Here is a 16,750-nt window from a genome sequence, read left to right on the forward strand (position 1 = left end):
GTCCGGCGGGATCCGAAAGAGACGGCCCAGGGCCTGTCTTTCGGTCAGGCCCTAGTCGCCGTAGGCCGCGGTGGACGCGATCAGCCGGGCCGAGGAGGGCGGGACGCTGATGCCGTGGATCTGGGACGGCGCCACCCGGTCCGGCCGGGGCCCCGCCGGGACCGCCCAGTGCGGGGCCATCCGGGCGCAGTCGCCCAGCAGTCGTGCGAAGCCGGGACGGATCTCGGCGTTGTGGTCGGCGTACCCGAAGCCATCGCTGTAGGTCATGAGGGCACCGTAGGCCCGGCCCGGCGGGCGAAGAAAGGCCTACTACGGGGTAGTTTCGTACGGTCGGCCGGACGCCGGGGACCGGGTAGTTTTGAATGTCCCCTTGCCGCCCTCCGCAGGAGCATCCACGCCGTGCGCATCGCAGTCACCGGCTCCATCGCCACCGACCACCTCATGACCTTCCCCGGCCGCTTCGCCGACCAGCTGGTCGCGGACCAGCTGCACACGGTCTCCCTCTCCTTCCTCGTGGACAACCTCGACGTACGGCGGGGCGGTGTCGGCCCGAACATCTGCTTCGGAATGGGTCAGCTCGGCAGCCGTCCCGTCCTGGTCGGCGCGGCCGGCTCGGACTTCGACGAGTACCGCGCGTGGCTGGACCGCAACGGGGTCGACACCGAGTCCGTGCGGATCTCCGAGGTGCTGCACACCGCGCGCTTCGTCTGCACGACGGACGCCGACCACAACCAGATCGGCTCCTTCTACACGGGCGCGATGAGCGAGGCCCGGCTGATCGAGCTGAAGGCCGTCGCCGACCGGGTGGGCGGCCTGGACCTCGTCCTCATCGGCGCGGACGACCCCGAGGCGATGCTGCGCCACACCGAGGAGTGCCGTACGCGCGGGATCCCCTTCGCCGCCGACTTCTCGCAGCAGATCGCCCGGATGGACGGCGACAACATCCGCACCCTGATGGAGGGCGCGACCTACCTCTTCTCGAACGAGTACGAGAAGGGCCTCATCGAGTCGAAGTCCGGCTGGACCGACGCCGAGATCCTGGCCAAGGTCGGCACCCGGGTGACGACGCTCGGCTCCCAGGGCGTGCGGATCGACCGCGTCGGCGAGGAGCCGATCGTCGTCGGCTGCCCCGAGGAGACCGCGAAGGTCGACCCGACGGGCGTCGGCGACGCCTTCCGCGCCGGCTTCCTGACCGGCCTGGGCTGGGGCGTCGGCCTGGAGCGGGCGGCGCAGGTGGGCTGCATGCTCGCCACGCTGGTCATCGAGACGCTGGGCACGCAGGAGTACACGCTGGCACGCGCGCACTTCATGGAGCGCTTCACGAAGGCGTACGGGGACGAGGCCGCGGCCGAGGTCCGGTCCCACCTCGCGGCGTAAGACCCCCGGCGCGGCGGGAGCACTCCCGCCGCGCCGCGGGAGCGCGCCGCGCCCCGCCGTACGCGCGTCAGCGCAGCCGGCGGACCGCGTACGCCACGCCCACCTCGGCCGCCGTCTCGCCCAGGTAGGCGTGGCCGCGCATCGCGCACCAGGCCGGGATGTCCAGGCGCGCGACCTCGTCGTCCGACACGACCGTCACCGTGCCGCCCACCGGGACCGTCACGATCGCCCGGGCCAGTTCGATCACCGGCTGGGGGCAGCGCAACCCCAGGGCGTCGAGGCGCACCGCGTCCGCGACCGGAGCGCACGGCTGCGGCTCCGTCACCCCGAGCTTCTCCCGTACGTCGGCCACCGCGCGCGGCAGGACCTCCAGGAAGCCGTTCACCTCGTCGGCGGTGGTGCCGGGCGGCAGGGACACCCGTACGTTCCCCTCCGACAGCACCCCCATCGCCCGCAGCACGTGCGACGGCGTCAGGGTCGAACTGGTGCAGGAGGAACCGGAGGACACCGAGTAGCCGGCCCGGTCCAGCTCGTGCAGCAGGGTCTCCCCGTCGACGTACAGGCAGGAGAACGTGACCAGGTGCGGCAGCCGCCGGTCCGGGTCGCCGACCACCTCCACGTCCGGCACCAGCCGGGCCACCCGCCGCCGGATCCGGTCCACCAGCACCCGCAGGCGGGCGGCCTCCACGTCGGCCTCGGCGCGCACCGCCCGCAGCGAGGCGGCCGCCGCCACGATCGCGGGCAGGTTGGCGAAACCGGGGGAGCGACCCGACTCTCTTTCGTCCGACGGTCCTTGGGGGGAGAAGCGGACGCCCTTGCGGACCGCCAACAGCCCGACCCCGGGCGGGCCGCCCCACTTGTGGGCGCTCGCGGTGAGCAGCGACCACCCGCCCTCCACCCGGCCCCACGCCAGCGACTGCGCCGCGTCCACCAGCAACGGCACCCCGGAGGCGCCGCACACCTCGGCCACCTCCGCCACCGGCTGGACGGTGCCCACCTCGTGATTGGCCGACTGGAGACAGGCCAGCGCCGTCGTCGGGCCGAGCGCGCGGGCGTAGTCCGCCGGGTTGACCGCGCCGAAGCGGTCGACCGGCACCTCGGTGACCGTGCCGCCGGCCGCCGCGTGCACCTCGGCGGCGTGCAGTACCGAACTGTGTTCGACCGCCGACGCGACCAGGTGGCCGCCGACCCGCCGGCGCCCGGCCAGGGCTCCGGCGAGGCCCGTGTGAACCGCGTGCGTCCCCGAAGGAGTGAACACCAGCTCGTCGGGGCGACAGCCCACCGCCTCGGCCGCGGCCTCCCGCGCCGCGTCCAACAGCAACCGGGCGCGGCGGCCCTCCCGGTACAGCCGGGCCGGGTCGGCCCAGCCCTCGTCCAGGGCGGCCTGGAGCGCCTGACGGGCCACAGGGTGCAGCGGGGCGGCTGAGGCGGTGTCGAAGTACGGCATCCGGCCACGCTAACCGGCGGCCCGGGGCGCCCGAGGTCAGGGGCCGTCAGTTGTCCGCCGGAGTGCGCCATTCAGGGCCGGATGGCCCGTCCCCCGGACGGCGGATCCATCCCTTCGGGGTCAGTAGCGGCGCGTTGGGCACCCTCCCCGCGCGACCCCAAATAGCGTCCAGTAGGGTTTGGTCCGCATAAACATCCAAACCCCTGCCTGCGTCAGGGCCGGCGACCGACCCGAATACGGCCGCGGCCAGCCACGCGGGCCGAGACTCTCGGGAAGGCGCTACGTGAGTCCCTACGGCTCCGACCGCTCGCCGCGGCGCCCGATGCGGCGGAAGCTGCTCCAGGCGCTGACTGCGGGCGTGGTCCTGGCGACCGCCACTGGTTGCTCGTATACATGGAAAGACTTCCCTCGCCTCGGAATGCCGACTCCGGTAACTGAGGAGGCGCCGCGCATTCTCTCCCTCTGGCAGGGATCCTGGGCTGCCGCGCTGATCACGGGCATCCTGGTGTGGGGCCTGATCCTGTGGAGCGTCATCTTCCACCGGCGCAGCCGCACGAAGATCGAGGTTCCGGCGCAGACCCGGTACAACATGCCCATCGAGGCGCTGTACACCGTGGTCCCGCTGATCATCGTCTCGGTGCTCTTCTACTTCACCGCGCGTGACGAGTCGAAGCTGCTCGCCCTCTCCAAGCCCGCCCACACCATCAACGTGGTCGGCTACCAGTGGAGCTGGGGCTTCAACTACGTCGAGGACGTCGACGGCGACCCCGCGACCCCGAAGCTGCCGGCTCCGTCGGTCGGCGAGGAGAAGAAGGAGGGGGCCGTTTCGGTCCCCAAGGAGCTCGCCTCCATCCCGGACCGCTTCGCCAAGGACTTCCCCAAGGGCGCCGAAGGCGTCTACACCCAGGGCGTCCCCGGTGACCGGAACCCGCAGACGGGCAACCCGGGTCCGACCCTCTGGCTCCCCAAGGGCGAGAAGGTCCGCTTCATCCTCTCGTCCAATGACGTCATCCACTCCTTCTGGGTGGTTCCCTTCCTGTTCAAGCAGGACGTCATCCCCGGCCACACCAACGTCTTCGAGGTGACCCCCTCCCAGGAGGGCACCTTCATGGGCAAGTGCGCCGAACTCTGCGGTGTCGACCACTCCCGGATGCTCTTCAACGTGAAGGTCGTCTCGCCGGAGAAGTACCAGGCGCACCTGAAGGAGCTGGCCGAGAAGGGGCAGACCGGCTTCCTGCCGGCCGGCATCAAGCAGACCGACCCGGCCCGGAACTCGGAGACGAACAAACTGTGAGCATCCTCAACGAATCTCAGGGTGCCGCCGCCGACTCGTATGAGAACGAGCTGCCGGTACGGCGCAAGCAGCCGGGCAATGTCGTCGTGAAGTGGTTGACCACCACCGACCACAAGACCATCGGCACGATGTACCTGATCACGTCGTTCGTGTTCTTCATCATCGGCGGGATCATGGCGCTCTTCATGCGCGCCGAGCTGGCCCGTCCGGGTACGCAGATCATGTCGAACGAGCAGTTCAACCAGGCGTTCACCATGCATGGCACGATCATGCTGCTGATGTTCGCCACCCCGCTCTTCGCGGGCTTCGCGAACTGGATCATGCCGCTGCAGATCGGCGCGCCCGACGTGGCGTTCCCGCGGCTGAACATGTTCGCGTACTGGCTGTACCTCTTCGGCTCGACCATCGCGGTCGCCGGCTTCGTGACGCCGAACGGCGCGGCCGACTTCGGTTGGTTCGCCTACTCGCCGCTGTCGGACGCGGTGCGTTCGCCGGGCATCGGCGCCGACATGTGGATCATGGGTCTGGCCTTCTCCGGCTTCGGCACGATCCTCGGCTCGGTCAACTTCATCACCACGATCATCTGCATGCGCGCCCCCGGCATGACGATGTTCCGCATGCCGATCTTCACCTGGAACGTGCTGCTGACCGGTGTCCTGGTCCTGCTCGCCTTCCCGGTGCTGGCCGCCGCGCTCTTCGCGCTGGAGGCCGACAGGAAGTTCGGTGCGCACGTATTCGACGCGGCCAACGGCGGCGCCTTGCTGTGGCAACACCTCTTCTGGTTCTTCGGACACCCAGAGGTGTACATCATCGCCTTGCCCTTCTTCGGCATCATCTCCGAGGTCATCCCGGTCTTCTCGCGCAAGCCGATGTTCGGTTACATCGGCCTGATCGCCGCGACGATCGCGATCGCCGGCCTCTCGGTGACGGTGTGGGCCCACCACATGTACGTCACCGGCGGTGTGCTGCTGCCGTTCTTCTCCTTCATGACCTTCCTGATCGCGGTACCGACCGGTGTGAAGTTCTTCAACTGGATCGGCACCATGTGGAAGGGCTCGTTGTCCTTCGAGACCCCGATGCTCTGGGCCGTCGGCTTCCTGATCACCTTCACCTTCGGTGGTCTGACCGGCGTCATCCTGGCCTCGCCCCCGATGGACTTCCACGTCTCCGACTCGTACTTCGTCGTCGCGCACTTCCACTACGTCATCTTCGGCACCGTGGTGTTCGCGATGTTCTCCGGCTTCCACTTCTGGTGGCCGAAGTTCACGGGCAAGATGCTGGACGAGCGCCTCGGCAAGATCACCTTCTGGACGCTGTTCGTCGGCTTCCACGGCACCTTCCTGGTGCAGCACTGGCTGGGCGCCGAGGGCATGGCGCGTCGTTACGCCGACTACCTCGAGGCCGACGGCTTCACCGCGCTGAACACGATCTCCACGATCAGCTCGTTCCTGCTCGGCCTGTCGATGCTGCCCTTCATGTACAACGTCTGGAAGACGGCGAAGTACGGGAAGAAGATCGAGGTCGACGACCCGTGGGGCTACGGCCGTTCGCTCGAATGGGCGACTTCCTGCCCGCCGCCGCGGCACAACTTCCTCACCCTCCCGCGGATTCGTTCCGAGTCCCCGGCGTTCGACCTGCACCACCCGGAGATCGCGGCCCTCGACCACCTCGAGGACCACGGCGCCGGCACCAAGGCCGTCACCGGTGGCAAGGAGGCCGGCAAGTGAAGATCCAGGGCAAGATGTTCCTCTGGCTCTCCTTCTTCATCCTGATCATGGCCGTCGTGTACGGCGTGTGGTCGAAGGAGCCCGTCGGCACCACCGCGCTCTTCCTGGCCTTCGGCCTGAGCGTCATGATCGGCTACTACCTGGCCTTCACGGCCAAGCGCGTCGACGAGATGGCCCAGGACAACCTGGAGGCCGACGTCGCCGACGAGGCGGGCGAGCTGGGGTTCTTCTCCCCGCACAGCTGGCAGCCGCTCTCGCTGGCCGTCGGTGGCGCGCTCGCGTTCATGGGCGTCATCTTCGGCTGGTGGCTCATGTACTTCTCGGCCCCGATCATCCTGATCGGCCTGTGGGGCTGGGTGTACGAGTACTACCGCGGTGAGAACCAGAACCAGTAGTCACAGCGGCACCCACGCACGACACCAGGGGCCCGGACACCTCGAACAGAGGAGTCCGGGCCCCTCGTTTGCAGTCACCCCGCGCGCCGTAATTGTCATACCTTCATAGCGTTAGCCTCATGAACCACTCACCGCGTCTTTGGACGGTAATCGGCTGCTCCCTGCTGGTCGCGTCCCTCGGGGCCGGCGCCACCGCCTGTGGGTCCGAAGAGGAGAACCCGCTGTCCGCCCGCCCGTTTGACGCGGGCGAGCAGGTCGCCTTCAACCAGACGGCCGGCGGACGACCGGTGGACCACAACCGGCCGCTGGAGATCACCGCGAAGAGCGGCGGTGGCCGGATCACCGACGTCACCGTCGTGGACACCCACGGCCGCCGGCTGGCCGGCGAGCTCACCGCCACCGGCGAGCGCTGGCACAGCACGGTCCCGCTGGCCGCGGGCGTGCGCTACACGGTCACCGTCAACACGGAGGACGAGAGCGGCGCTCCGGGGCAGCGCACGATGGCGTTCGACACCACACCCTCGAAGGGGGTCCTCCAGGTCGAATTCGGGCCGGAGGCGGGCAAATACGGCGTCGGACAGCCCATCACGGCCGAGCTCAACGAGCCCGTCAAGGACAAGGCCGCCCGCGCGCTGGTCGAGCGCGGCCTGGTCGTCGAGACGCCGGAGGGCGTCGAGGGCGCCTGGCACTGGGTCGACGACAAGAACCTGCACTTCCGGCCCAAGGAGTACTGGCCGGCCAACTCCACCGTCGCCGTACGGAGCAACCTGGAGGGCGTCAGGATCACCGACGACCTCTACGGCGCCGCGGCCAAGCCGCTGAAGCTGGAGATCGGCGACCGCGTCGAGGTCACCACCGACGCCTCCTCGCACTACCTGACCTTCCGGCGCAACGGAGAAGTGATCAACACCATTCCGGTGACCACCGGAAAGCCGGGCTTCTCCACCCGTAACGGGATCAAGGTGGTCCTGGGCAAGCAGTACTACGTCCAGATGCGCGGCGACACCGTCGGCATCGGCGGCAGCGAGTACTACAACCTGCCCGTCTACTACGCGACGCGCGTCACCTGGAGTGGTGAATACGTGCACGCCGCCCCGTGGTCCGTCGGCTCCCAGGGCTACGAGAACGTCAGCCACGGCTGCACCGGCATGAGCACGGGCAACGCCGCCTGGTTCTACGAGAACATCACCGAGGGCGACATCGTCAAGGTGATCAACAGCATCGGCGACGACATGGACACCTTCGGGAACGGCTTCGGCGACTGGAACATGGAGTGGAAGGAGTGGCGCGAGGGCAGCGCCCTCCTCAAGGGCACGCAGGACGGCCGCAGCCCCGTCGACCAGGCCCGACTCCGCCCGCAGGTCTGAACCGGCGCGCGCGGGCGCGCAGAACCCCCCGAAAGAGGCCCTCGACCGGCCCACGGAAGTCCGTACGGGCTCCCGTGGGCGGTTCCGCGCCCGCCCGGCACCGTTTACGCGTCCAGGGCCAGCCGGGGCCGCAGCAGGCCCGCCAGAACCTCGGGGAAGTCCACCGGGTCCACCGGGAGGGTCACCGCCGCGTCCGCGCGGCTCCAGGTGGCCAGCCAGGCGTCCTGGGGGCGCCCCATGAGCAGCAGGACCGGCGGGCAGCGGAAGATCTCGTCCTTGATCTGCCGGCACACGCCCATGCCCCCGGCGGGCACGGCCTCCCCGTCCAGCACGCACACGTCGATGCCGCCCGCGTCCAGCGCGGACAGGACCGCCGGAAGGGTCGCGCACTCCAGGAACTCCACCGGCGGCAGGTCCGCGGCCGGCCTGCGTCCGGCGGCCAGCCGCACCTGCTCCCGGGTGCCCGCGTCGTCGCTGTAGACCAGAACTCGCGCAGTCGCCCGCATTTCGTTCCTCCACGTGTCCCGTGAATCACGTTGATGTTGCGCGGGATGCTACTCCGTCCGACCCGGTGTCAACATCGGTTCGCACAGCCTCGCGAGTACCCGTCCACCACTCGATCTGATGGGCCGTTCGGGCCTTGCACACGCCCCTGACACTCCGAACGGCACCCCCCGGGGTGAGGGCGGGATAAGCGACCGACATAATGTCGGTCGTGGCGACAGCAACGACAGTAGATACCGGGCACGCGCACCCGACGGTCAACCGGCCGAACCTCGTCAGCGTCGGAACCATCATCTGGTTGAGTTCCGAGCTGATGTTCTTCGCGGCCCTCTTCGCGATGTACTTCACCCTGCGATCAGTGACGGGTGCCGAGTACTGGACAGAACAGGCCTCGGCCTTGAATCTGCCCTTCTCGGCGACGAACACAACGATCCTGGTGCTCTCTTCGCTCACCTGCCAGCTCGGCGTGTTCGCCGCCGAGCGCGGTGACGTGAAGAAGCTCCGGACGTGGTTCATCATCACGTTCGTCATGGGTGCGATCTTCATTGGCGGCCAGGTGTTCGAGTACACCGAGCTGGTCAAGCACGAGGGCATGTCTCTCTCGTCCGGCCCGTACGGATCGGTGTTCTACCTGACCACCGGCTTCCACGGGCTGCACGTGACGGGCGGTCTCATCGCCTTCCTGCTGGTCCTCGGCCGGACGTACGCGGCCAAGAGGTTCACCCACGAACAGGCCACGTCGGCCATCGTCGTGTCCTACTACTGGCACTTCGTCGATGTCGTCTGGATCGGCCTCTTCGCGACGATCTACCTGATCAAGTAGCGAACACGTCGCCGGGCCCGACCCGGCACTCCATCCAGAAACACCGACGCAGAAGATCCTGACACCGGGGTAATCCGTGAAAAAGCTCTCCGCACGACGACGCCATCCGCTGGCGGCGGTCGTCGTTCTACTCTTCGCGCTGGCGGCCACCGGGGGGCTTTACGCCGCCTTTGCCCCCGCGGGCAAGGCGCAGGCCGATGAAACCGCCCAGTCCCTCGCCATCGAGGAGGGCAAGAAGCTCTACGCCGTGGGCTGCGCAAGCTGCCACGGAACCGGCGGTCAGGGTTCCTCTGACGGCCCGAGCCTGGTCGGCGTCGGCTCCGCGGCCGTCGACTTCCAGGTGAGCACGGGCCGCATGCCCGCCCAGCAGCCCGGCGCCCAGGTGCCGAAGAAGCCCGTGATCTACTCGCAGGCCCAGATCGACCAGCTGGCCGCGTACATCTCGTCTCTCGGCGCCGGCCCGATCACGCCGACCGAGAAGCAGTACGACCCGGCAGGCGCCGACATCGCCAAGGGTGGTGAGCTGTTCCGCAACAACTGCGCGCAGTGCCACAACTTCACCGGCGAGGGCGGCGCCCTGACGCACGGCAAGTACGCCCCCAACCTTGAGGACGTCTCGCCGAAGCACATCTACGAGGCCATGCTCACCGGCCCGCAGAACATGCCCTCCTTCCCGGACAGCACCATGCCGGAGAAGCAGAAGAAGGACATCATCGCGTACCTCCAGAACGTGAACGGCGAGAAGTCGAACAGCCCCGGTGGTCTCAAGCTCGGCGGCCTCGGCCCCGTGTCCGAGGGTCTGTTCGGCTGGATCTTCGGTCTGGGTGCGCTGATCGCTGTCGCCGTCTGGGTCGCGGCCCACACCGCTAAGGCCAAGAAGTCATGAGTAGCCAAGACATTCCCGAAGAGAAGCACCTGCCGAGCGAGCAGGGCGACGCGCACCACGGTGGCGTAGCGGTCGCGGACGATCCGTTCGCCGACCCGGGCCTTCCGGTCCACAAGCCGCGCATCCAGGACATCGACGAGCGGGCCGCCAAGCGGTCCGAGCGTACGGTCGCGATGCTGTTCACGCTGTCGATGCTGGCCACGATCGGCTTCATCGCCTCGTACGTGGCCATCCCGATCGACAAGATCGTCTACATCTTCCCCATCGGGAAGGTGAGCGGCCTGAACTTCGCCCTGGGTCTCACCCTGGGCGTGGCCCTCTTCTGCATCGGCGCGGGCGCGGTCCACTGGGCCCGCACCCTGATGTCCGACGTCGAGGTCGCCGACGAGCGGCACGCCATCGCCTCCCCGCCGGAGGTCAAGGCGAAGGTCCTCGCGGACTTCGCCGACGGCGCGCGCGAGTCCGACATCGGTCGACGCAAGCTGATCCGCAACACGATGTTCGGCGCGCTGGCCCTGCTGCCGCTCTCCGGTGTCATCCTGATGCGCGACCTGGGCCCGCTGCCCGAGGACAAGCTGCGCAAGACCATGTGGGCCAAGGGCAAGCTGCTGATCAACGACAACACGAACGAGCCGCTGCGTCCCGAGGACGTCATCGTCGGTTCGCTCACCTTCGCCCGGCCGGAAGGCCTGGAGGAGGAGCAGCACGACTTCCAGACCCAGATCGCCAAGGCCGCCCTGATGATCGTCCGCATCCAGCCGGACGACATCAAGGACAAGCAGGAACTGGAGTGGTCCCACGACGGGATCGTGGCCTACTCCAAGATCTGCACCCACGTCGGCTGCCCGATCAGCCTGTACGAGCAGCAGACGCACCACGTGCTCTGCCCGTGCCACCAGTCCACCTTCGACCTCTCCGACGGCGCCCGAGTCATCTTCGGCCCGGCTGGTCACGCGCTTCCGCAGCTGCGGATCGGCGTCAATGACGAAGGTTTCCTCGAGGCGCTCGGCGACTTCGAAGAGCCCGTCGGTCCTGCTTTCTGGGAGCGCGGATGAGCACTGCCACCACTGACACCAGCGCGCGCAAAGCGCCCGCCGGCGAGCGCGTAGCGGACTGGGCGGACGGTCGCCTGGGGATCTACGGCCTCGCCAAGGCGAACATGCGCAAGATCTTCCCGGACCACTGGTCCTTCATGCTGGGTGAGATCTGCCTGTACGCCTTCATCATCATCATCCTCACGGGTGTGTACCTGACCCTGTTCTTCCACCCGAGCATGAACGAGGTCGTGTACCACGGCTCGTACGTGCCGATGCAGGGCGTCCAGATGTCCGAGGCCTTCGCCTCGACCCTGGACATCAGCTTCGACGTCCGCGGCGGTCTGCTCATCCGGCAGATCCACCACTGGGCGGCGCTGATCTTCGTCGCGGCCATGGTCGTGCACATGATGCGCGTCTTCTTCACGGGTGCGTTCCGCAAGCCCCGCGAGGTCAACTGGATCTTCGGCTTCCTGCTGCTGGTCCTCGGCATGTTCACCGGTTTCACCGGTTACTCGCTGCCGGACGACCTGCTCTCGGGCACCGGTGTCCGCTTCATGCAGGGCGCCATCCTGTCGGTCCCGATCGTGGGCACCTACCTGTCGATGTTCCTCTTCGGCGGGGAGTTCCCGGGCGGCGACTTCGTCTCGCGGTTCTACTCGGTCCACATCCTGCTGCTGCCCGGCATCATGATGGGCCTGCTGGTGGCCCACCTGATCCTGGTCGTGTTCCACAAGCACACCCAGTACGCCGGCCCCGGCAAGACGAACAAGAACGTCGTCGGCATGCCGCTGCTGCCGGTCTACATGGCCAAGGCCGGAGGCTTCTTCTTCCTGGTCTTCGGTGTCATCGCGGCCATCTCGGCGATCGCCTCGATCAACCCGATCTGGGCGCTCGGCCCGTACCGCCCGGACCACGTGTCCACCGGCGCGCAGCCCGACTGGTACATGGGCATGCCGGAAGGCCTGATCCGAGCCATGCCGGGCTGGGAGATCAACCTGTGGGGCCACACCCTCGTCCTGGGCGTGTTCATCCCGCTGCTGCTCTTCCCGCTGGTGCTGGGCGCGATCGCCGTCTGGCCGTTCATCGAGTCCTGGGTCACCGGGGACAAGCGCGAGCACCACATCCTGGACCGCCCGCGCAACGTCCCGACCCGTACGGCCTTCGGTGTCGCCTGGATCGCGGAGTACATCGTGCTCCTCATCGGCGGCGGCAACGACATGTTCGCCCAGTACTTCCACCTGTCGATCAACTCGATCACCTGGTTCGTCCGGATCGGCTTCTTCGCCGTCCCGGTCCTGGCCTTCATCGTCACCAAGCGGATCTGCCTCGGCCTCCAGCGCCGGGACCACGACAAGGTGCTGCACGGTCGCGAGACCGGTGTCATCAAGCGTCTGCCGCACGGTGAGTTCGTCGAGGTCCACGAGCCGCTCCCGCAGTCCCAGCTGCACACGCTCACCGCGCACGAGCAGTACCGACCGATCGAGCTCGGCCCGACGGTCGACGAGAACGGTGTCGAGCGCAAGCTCTCGGGCAAGGAGAAGCTCCGCGCGAAGCTCAGCAAGGGCTTCTACGCGGAGAACAACCAGATCCCGAAGCCCACGGTCGAGGAGTACAAGGAGATCCAGAGTGGCCACGGCCACCACTGATCCCGCGTGACCGTTTGACCGCACCCGCATGAGGGATTGATTTCGGTCAATCCTGGTGTCGCCACGGCGAGAGCCCCGTCCAGACCCTGGACGGGGCTCTTTGCCGTCCTGCCGGGCTGGATAGGCTGGTCCCCTTCCCATCAGACGTGGGCGGCGAGCACAGGGCCGGCCACTGGCGCAGGAGCGGACCATGGACGTTGTGACCCCGGCAGGCGGCGACAGCGTGGCGGCCCGCGGCTGGCCGGGCGTTCTCGACGCCCTGCTGACCGGCCGGGACCTGCGCGCCGAGGACACCGCCTGGGCCATGGACACGATCATGCGCGGCGAGGCCACCGACGCCCAGATCGCCGGTTTCGTGGTGGCGCTGCGGGCCAAGGGGGAGACGGTCGAGGAGATCGGCGGGCTCGTCGGGAGCATGTACGAGCACGCCAACCTGATCGAGGTGCCGGGCCGGACGGTGGACATCGTCGGGACCGGCGGCGACGGGGCCAAGACGGTCAACATCTCCACGATGTCGGCGATCGTGGTGGCCGGAACCGGCGCCAAGGTCGTCAAGCACGGGAACCGGGCCGCCTCCTCCGCGAGCGGCTCCTCGGACGTCCTGGAGAAGCTCGGCGTCAACCTCGACCTGACCCCCGCGCGGGTGGTGGAGGTCGCCGAGGAAGCCGGCATCACCTTCTGCTTCGCCGTGAAGTTCCACCCCGCGCTGCGGCACGTGGCGGCGGCGCGCAAGGAGCTGGGCATCCGGACCCTGTTCAACTTCCTCGGCCCGCTGACCAACCCGGCCCGCGTCCGCGCCCAGGCGACCGGTGTGGCCGACGCCCGGGTGGCGCCCATCGTCGCGGGCGTCCTCGCCGAACGCGGTTCCTCGGCGCTCGTGTTCCGGGGCGACGACGGCCTCGACGAGCTCACCACCACGGGCACCTCACGGGTGTGGTGGGTACGGGAGGGTTCGGTCACCGAGCTGTCCTTCGACCCGCGCGACGTCGGGATCGACGTGGTCGACGTGTCCGCGCTGCGCGGCGAGGACGCCTCGTACAACGCGGACGTGGCCCGGCGCCTGCTCGCGGGCGAGACCGGGCCGGTACGCGACGCCGTCCTGTTGAACTCGGCCGCCGCCCTGGTGGCGCTGGACCCGGGCACCGGCTCGCTGGAGGAGCAGATCGCGGCCGGCATCACCCGGGCGGCGCAGTCCGTCGACTCGGGATCGGCGCGGGCGGCGCTGGAGCGCTGGGTGAACGCCAGCAACGCGTAGGCCCTCCGGTGCGAACGGCGTGAAACAGCGGGACCCCGGTCCACGATGCGGACCGGGGTCTTGCGCACGGCGCATCGTGTGGCAGGATTCTGCCCAGGTCACGAGTGACAGCGTTTAGGCCCCGGCTTGCTGTCCGGCAACCCTCCTTCCGTGGCGGGGTGCCCCGGGTGATGACCAGGCCGTAGGCAGTGAGGTCTACGGCAAGCGCGGATCCCTCGACACCAGGGATCCTGGTCTCTCGAGGAGTGTTTTCCGTGAGCAAGCGAATGCGATAGGGCGACTCCGCCCCTTCTTCACCCCTCGGAACAGGGACCCTTCGCGCGCATCTCCGTGCGCCCTCCCGTACTTCCGAGGACCTCCCCGTACCCCCGGTCGGCCGCCGAGCCGCACCCGCGTACGGGCACACCGAAGCCATTCAGCCCTGCCTGCCGGGAGATTCAGCCATGTCCGCACCCCTGAACACCGCCGCCTCCACCGACGTCGCCGTCGACCCCGCCTGTGTCGAGCCGCTGCCCGTGCTCGGCCGTGACGTCACCGTGCCGCTCGTCACCGGCGGCGAGGTCACCTACGCCGCCCTCGACTACGCGGCCAGCGCCCCCGCCCTGCAGCGCGTCTGGGACGACGTGGCCGCCTACGCCCCGTACTACGGCAGCGTGCACCGCGGCGCCGGCTACCTCTCGCAGCTCTCCACCGACCTGTTCGAGCAGAGCAGGGTCACCGTCGCGGAGTTCCTCGACTGCCGCGCCGAGGACCAGGTGATCTTCACGCGGTCCACCACCGACTCCCTGAACCTGCTCGCCGCCGCGCTCCCGGCCGACTGCCAGGTCTTCGTCTTCGAGACCGAGCACCACGCCTCCCTGCTGCCGTGGGGGGACGCGCAGGTCACCTACCTCAACGCGCCGCGCACCCCGGCCCAGGCCGTCGAGACCCTGGAGCGGGCGCTGGCCGGGCGCGATCCGTACGGCCCCGCGCTGGTGTGCGTGACCGGCGCGTCCAACGTCACCGGTGAGCTGTGGCCCGTACGGGAACTGGCCGCCGCCGCGCACGCCCACGGGGCGCGGATCGTGCTGGACGCCGCCCAGCTGGCCCCGCACCACCCCGTCTCGGTGCGGGAACTCGACGTGGACTGGGTGGCCTTCTCCGGACACAAGCTGTACGCGCCCTTCGGCTCGGGCGTGCTCGCCGGCCGCGCGGACTGGCTCCAGGCCGCCGAGCCGTACCTGGCCGGCGGCGGCGCCTCCCGCAAGGTGGCCCGCCGCGAGGACGGCGGAGTGGACGTCGAGTGGCACACCACGGCCGCCCGCCACGAGGCCGGTTCCCCGAACGTCATCGGCGTCTACTCGATCGCCTCCGCCTGCCGGGCCCTGAACGAGGCCGGGTTCGAGAACCTGGTCGCCCGGGAGAACCACCTCATCGCGAAGGTCCGCGAGGGTCTGGCCGAGGTGCCGGCGGTCCGCGTGCTGTCCCTCTTCGGGGACGACGCCCCGCGCGTCGGCGTCATCTCCTTCGTCGTCGACGGCTGGAACAGCTCGCACTTCGCCGCCGCCCTCTCCGCCGAGTACGGCATCGGCGTCCGCGACGGCCTGTTCTGCGCCCACCCCCTGGTCCGCACCCTGCTCGGCAGCGAGCCGCAGGAGCCGGGGGAGTGCGGGGCGCCGGAGGCAGGCCCCGGGGAGCGCTCGCTCAACGCGATCCGGGTCAGCTTCGGGGCGGGTACCCCCGACGAGCACGTCGAGCGGTTCGTCGACGCGGTCCGGGAACTCGTCACGGACGGCGCCAAGTGGCGGTACCACACCGAAGAGGGCCGCTGCGTCCCGGCGGTCTGACGCCGTACCGACGTCGGAGTCGGTGCATCGATGTCGCGCGCCCCGGCCGGGAGGATCCCCGCCGGGGCTTTCGGCCGCTCGGCCGCTCACCGGCCGACAGGGCCGACCGGGCGGGAGCTACGCGTCGAGGCCGATCGCGAAGGCCGCTTCCAGGTCGTGCTGGGAGTACGTGCGGAACGCCACGTGCGTGTCCGTGGCCTCGACGCCCGGGATCTTGCTGATGCGGCCCGGGATGATGTCCGCGAGGTTCTCGTGGCGGGCCACCCGGACCAGGGCGATCAGGTCGTAGGTACCGGTGACGGAGTAGACCTCGCTGACGCTGTCCAGCGCGGCGATGGCCTCGGCGATCTCGGGGATCCGGTCCACGCTGGTCTTGATGAGCACGATCGCGGTGATCACGGTTGGCTGTCTCCCTCGCCGGCAGTCACTGGTCGACTCACTCTAGTCGTACGCCGGTAACGCATCCACGCGTAGCCGAAGCCCAGGGAGAAGCCCACCACGTGGGCCAGATAGGCGACTCCCGGACCGCTTTCCGCCCGGCGCGCCGCCACCCACTGGAGAGCGAACCAGAACACCAGCACGATCCAGGCGGGGAAGCGCAGCGGCAGGAAGAACAGGAACGGGAACAGGCTCGTCACCCGGGCGCGCGGGAACAGGCACAGGAACGCCCCGAGCACCGCCGAGATCGCACCCGACGCCCCGACCAGGGTCTGGTCCGAGGAGGCGTTGGCCGCCGCGTACGCGCCCAGGGCGAGATAGCCCGTACAGACGTAGAAGACGAGGAAGGCCGGGCGGCCCATCCGGGTCTCCGTCATCGCGCCGAAGACGTACAGGAAGAGCATGTTGCCCAGCAGGTGCAGCCAGCTGCCGTGGACGAACAGGGCGGTCAGCGGGGTGAGCAGCGCCCTGCCCGATCCGGTGAGGAGCTGATCGGGGACCACGCCCCAGCGCCGGAAGTAGTCGGTGCCCCGCGCGAGCAGCTCGTCGCCGGTCCCGTAGACCGGATTCATGCCCGACGCGGGGCCGAGGAGGAACACCGCGCAGCAGCCGGCGATCAGCGCGTGGGTGATCACCGGGCCCCGGGCGGCCTCGCGGACGGCCTGCCACCTTACGATCATGCGACCGAGCATGACCCAACCGGACCCCCTCGGGGCGGTGGCAGGCCG

Annotated in this window: 16 protein-coding genes and 1 riboswitch; of the genes, 11 read left to right on the forward strand and 5 right to left on the reverse strand. The window is 69.0% G+C overall.

Annotated features, from left to right (window positions below):
* Positions 1-51: 51 nt before the first annotated feature.
* The gene (locus ACIRO3_RS12080) at positions 52-267 is read right to left on the reverse strand and encodes a hypothetical protein (RefSeq protein WP_361784394.1); all 216 of its coding nucleotides are present in this window, start codon (positions 265-267) and stop codon (positions 52-54) included.
* A 132-nt stretch (positions 268-399) separates the two neighbouring features.
* On the opposite strand from ACIRO3_RS12080, the gene ACIRO3_RS12085 reads away from it, so the two are divergent.
* Positions 400-1,377 (forward strand): carbohydrate kinase family protein, encoded by a 978-nt coding sequence (locus ACIRO3_RS12085; protein WP_361784397.1) that lies wholly within the window; start codon positions 400-402, stop codon positions 1,375-1,377.
* A gap of 67 nt (positions 1,378-1,444) precedes the next feature.
* On the opposite strand, the gene ACIRO3_RS12090 is transcribed toward ACIRO3_RS12085, so the two are convergent.
* Positions 1,445-2,824 (reverse strand): cysteine desulfurase/sulfurtransferase TusA family protein, encoded by a 1,380-nt coding sequence (locus ACIRO3_RS12090; protein WP_404135223.1) that lies wholly within the window; start codon positions 2,822-2,824, stop codon positions 1,445-1,447.
* 283 nt (positions 2,825-3,107) lie between these two features.
* Between ACIRO3_RS12090 and ACIRO3_RS12095 the strand changes: the two genes are divergently transcribed.
* From ACIRO3_RS12095 to ACIRO3_RS12110, 4 genes are all read left to right on the forward strand, one after another.
* Positions 3,108-4,118 carry a cytochrome c oxidase subunit II gene (locus ACIRO3_RS12095; RefSeq protein ID WP_361784403.1) on the forward strand — a complete coding sequence of 337 codons (1,011 nt, stop codon included), beginning with the start codon at positions 3,108-3,110 and terminating at the stop codon, positions 4,116-4,118.
* Positions 4,115-5,845, forward strand: coding sequence for a cytochrome c oxidase subunit I (gene ctaD / locus ACIRO3_RS12100; RefSeq protein WP_267798586.1), 1,731 nt, complete (start codon positions 4,115-4,117; stop codon positions 5,843-5,845). The genes ACIRO3_RS12095 and ctaD overlap by 4 nt, the downstream gene beginning before the upstream one ends.
* Positions 5,842-6,240, forward strand: coding sequence for a cytochrome c oxidase subunit 4 (locus tag ACIRO3_RS12105; protein ID WP_361784406.1), 399 nt, complete (start codon positions 5,842-5,844; stop codon positions 6,238-6,240). The genes ctaD and ACIRO3_RS12105 overlap by 4 nt, the downstream gene beginning before the upstream one ends.
* Before the next feature lie 119 nt (positions 6,241-6,359).
* Positions 6,360-7,607 carry an Ig-like domain-containing protein gene (locus ACIRO3_RS12110; RefSeq protein ID WP_404135227.1) on the forward strand — a complete coding sequence of 416 codons (1,248 nt, stop codon included), beginning with the start codon at positions 6,360-6,362 and terminating at the stop codon, positions 7,605-7,607.
* Between the two features lie 104 nt (positions 7,608-7,711).
* Here ACIRO3_RS12110 and ACIRO3_RS12115 read toward each other — a convergent pair whose 3' ends face one another.
* Positions 7,712-8,113, reverse strand: coding sequence for a hypothetical protein (locus ACIRO3_RS12115; protein ID WP_053676066.1), 402 nt, complete (start codon positions 8,111-8,113; stop codon positions 7,712-7,714).
* A 200-nt stretch (positions 8,114-8,313) separates the two neighbouring features.
* Between ACIRO3_RS12115 and ACIRO3_RS12120 the strand changes: the two genes are divergently transcribed.
* From ACIRO3_RS12120 to ACIRO3_RS12145, 6 genes are all read left to right on the forward strand, one after another.
* The gene (locus ACIRO3_RS12120) at positions 8,314-8,934 is read left to right on the forward strand and encodes a heme-copper oxidase subunit III (RefSeq protein WP_008738823.1); all 621 of its coding nucleotides are present in this window, start codon (positions 8,314-8,316) and stop codon (positions 8,932-8,934) included.
* 76 nt (positions 8,935-9,010) lie between these two features.
* On the forward strand, positions 9,011-9,820 hold the full coding sequence (locus tag ACIRO3_RS12125; RefSeq protein WP_361784415.1) for a c-type cytochrome: 810 nt from the start codon (positions 9,011-9,013) through the stop codon (positions 9,818-9,820).
* Positions 9,817-10,875, forward strand: a complete 1,059-nt coding sequence (locus ACIRO3_RS12130; protein WP_361784418.1) for a Rieske 2Fe-2S domain-containing protein — start codon at positions 9,817-9,819, stop codon at positions 10,873-10,875. The genes ACIRO3_RS12125 and ACIRO3_RS12130 overlap by 4 nt, the downstream gene beginning before the upstream one ends.
* A complete protein-coding gene (locus ACIRO3_RS12135; protein ID WP_361784421.1) occupies positions 10,872-12,503 on the forward strand; it encodes a cytochrome bc complex cytochrome b subunit in 1,632 nt (543 codons plus the stop codon). Before ACIRO3_RS12130 ends, ACIRO3_RS12135 begins: the two co-directional genes overlap by 4 nt.
* Before the next feature lie 190 nt (positions 12,504-12,693).
* Positions 12,694-13,758 carry an anthranilate phosphoribosyltransferase gene (gene trpD / locus ACIRO3_RS12140; protein ID WP_361784424.1) on the forward strand — a complete coding sequence of 355 codons (1,065 nt, stop codon included), beginning with the start codon at positions 12,694-12,696 and terminating at the stop codon, positions 13,756-13,758.
* Positions 13,759-13,854: 96 nt separating this feature from the next.
* A riboswitch (SAM riboswitch) is annotated at positions 13,855-13,971 on the forward strand.
* Between the two features lie 230 nt (positions 13,972-14,201).
* On the forward strand, positions 14,202-15,584 hold the full coding sequence (locus ACIRO3_RS12145; protein ID WP_361784427.1) for an aminotransferase class V-fold PLP-dependent enzyme: 1,383 nt from the start codon (positions 14,202-14,204) through the stop codon (positions 15,582-15,584).
* Positions 15,585-15,701: 117 nt separating this feature from the next.
* Here ACIRO3_RS12145 and ACIRO3_RS12150 read toward each other — a convergent pair whose 3' ends face one another.
* Entirely contained in the window at positions 15,702-15,983 is a 282-nt protein-coding gene (locus ACIRO3_RS12150; protein ID WP_031148522.1) for an Lrp/AsnC ligand binding domain-containing protein, read from the reverse strand.
* Positions 15,980-16,702, reverse strand: a complete 723-nt coding sequence (locus tag ACIRO3_RS12155; RefSeq protein ID WP_404135235.1) for a rhomboid family intramembrane serine protease — start codon at positions 16,700-16,702, stop codon at positions 15,980-15,982. Before ACIRO3_RS12155 ends, ACIRO3_RS12150 begins: the two co-directional genes overlap by 4 nt.
* Between the last annotated feature and the right edge of the window lie 48 nt (positions 16,703-16,750).

Origin of the sequence: Streptomyces sp. NPDC102278 (assembly GCF_044766345.1) — a bacterium.
Taxonomy (GTDB): domain Bacteria; phylum Actinomycetota; class Actinomycetes; order Streptomycetales; family Streptomycetaceae; genus Streptomyces.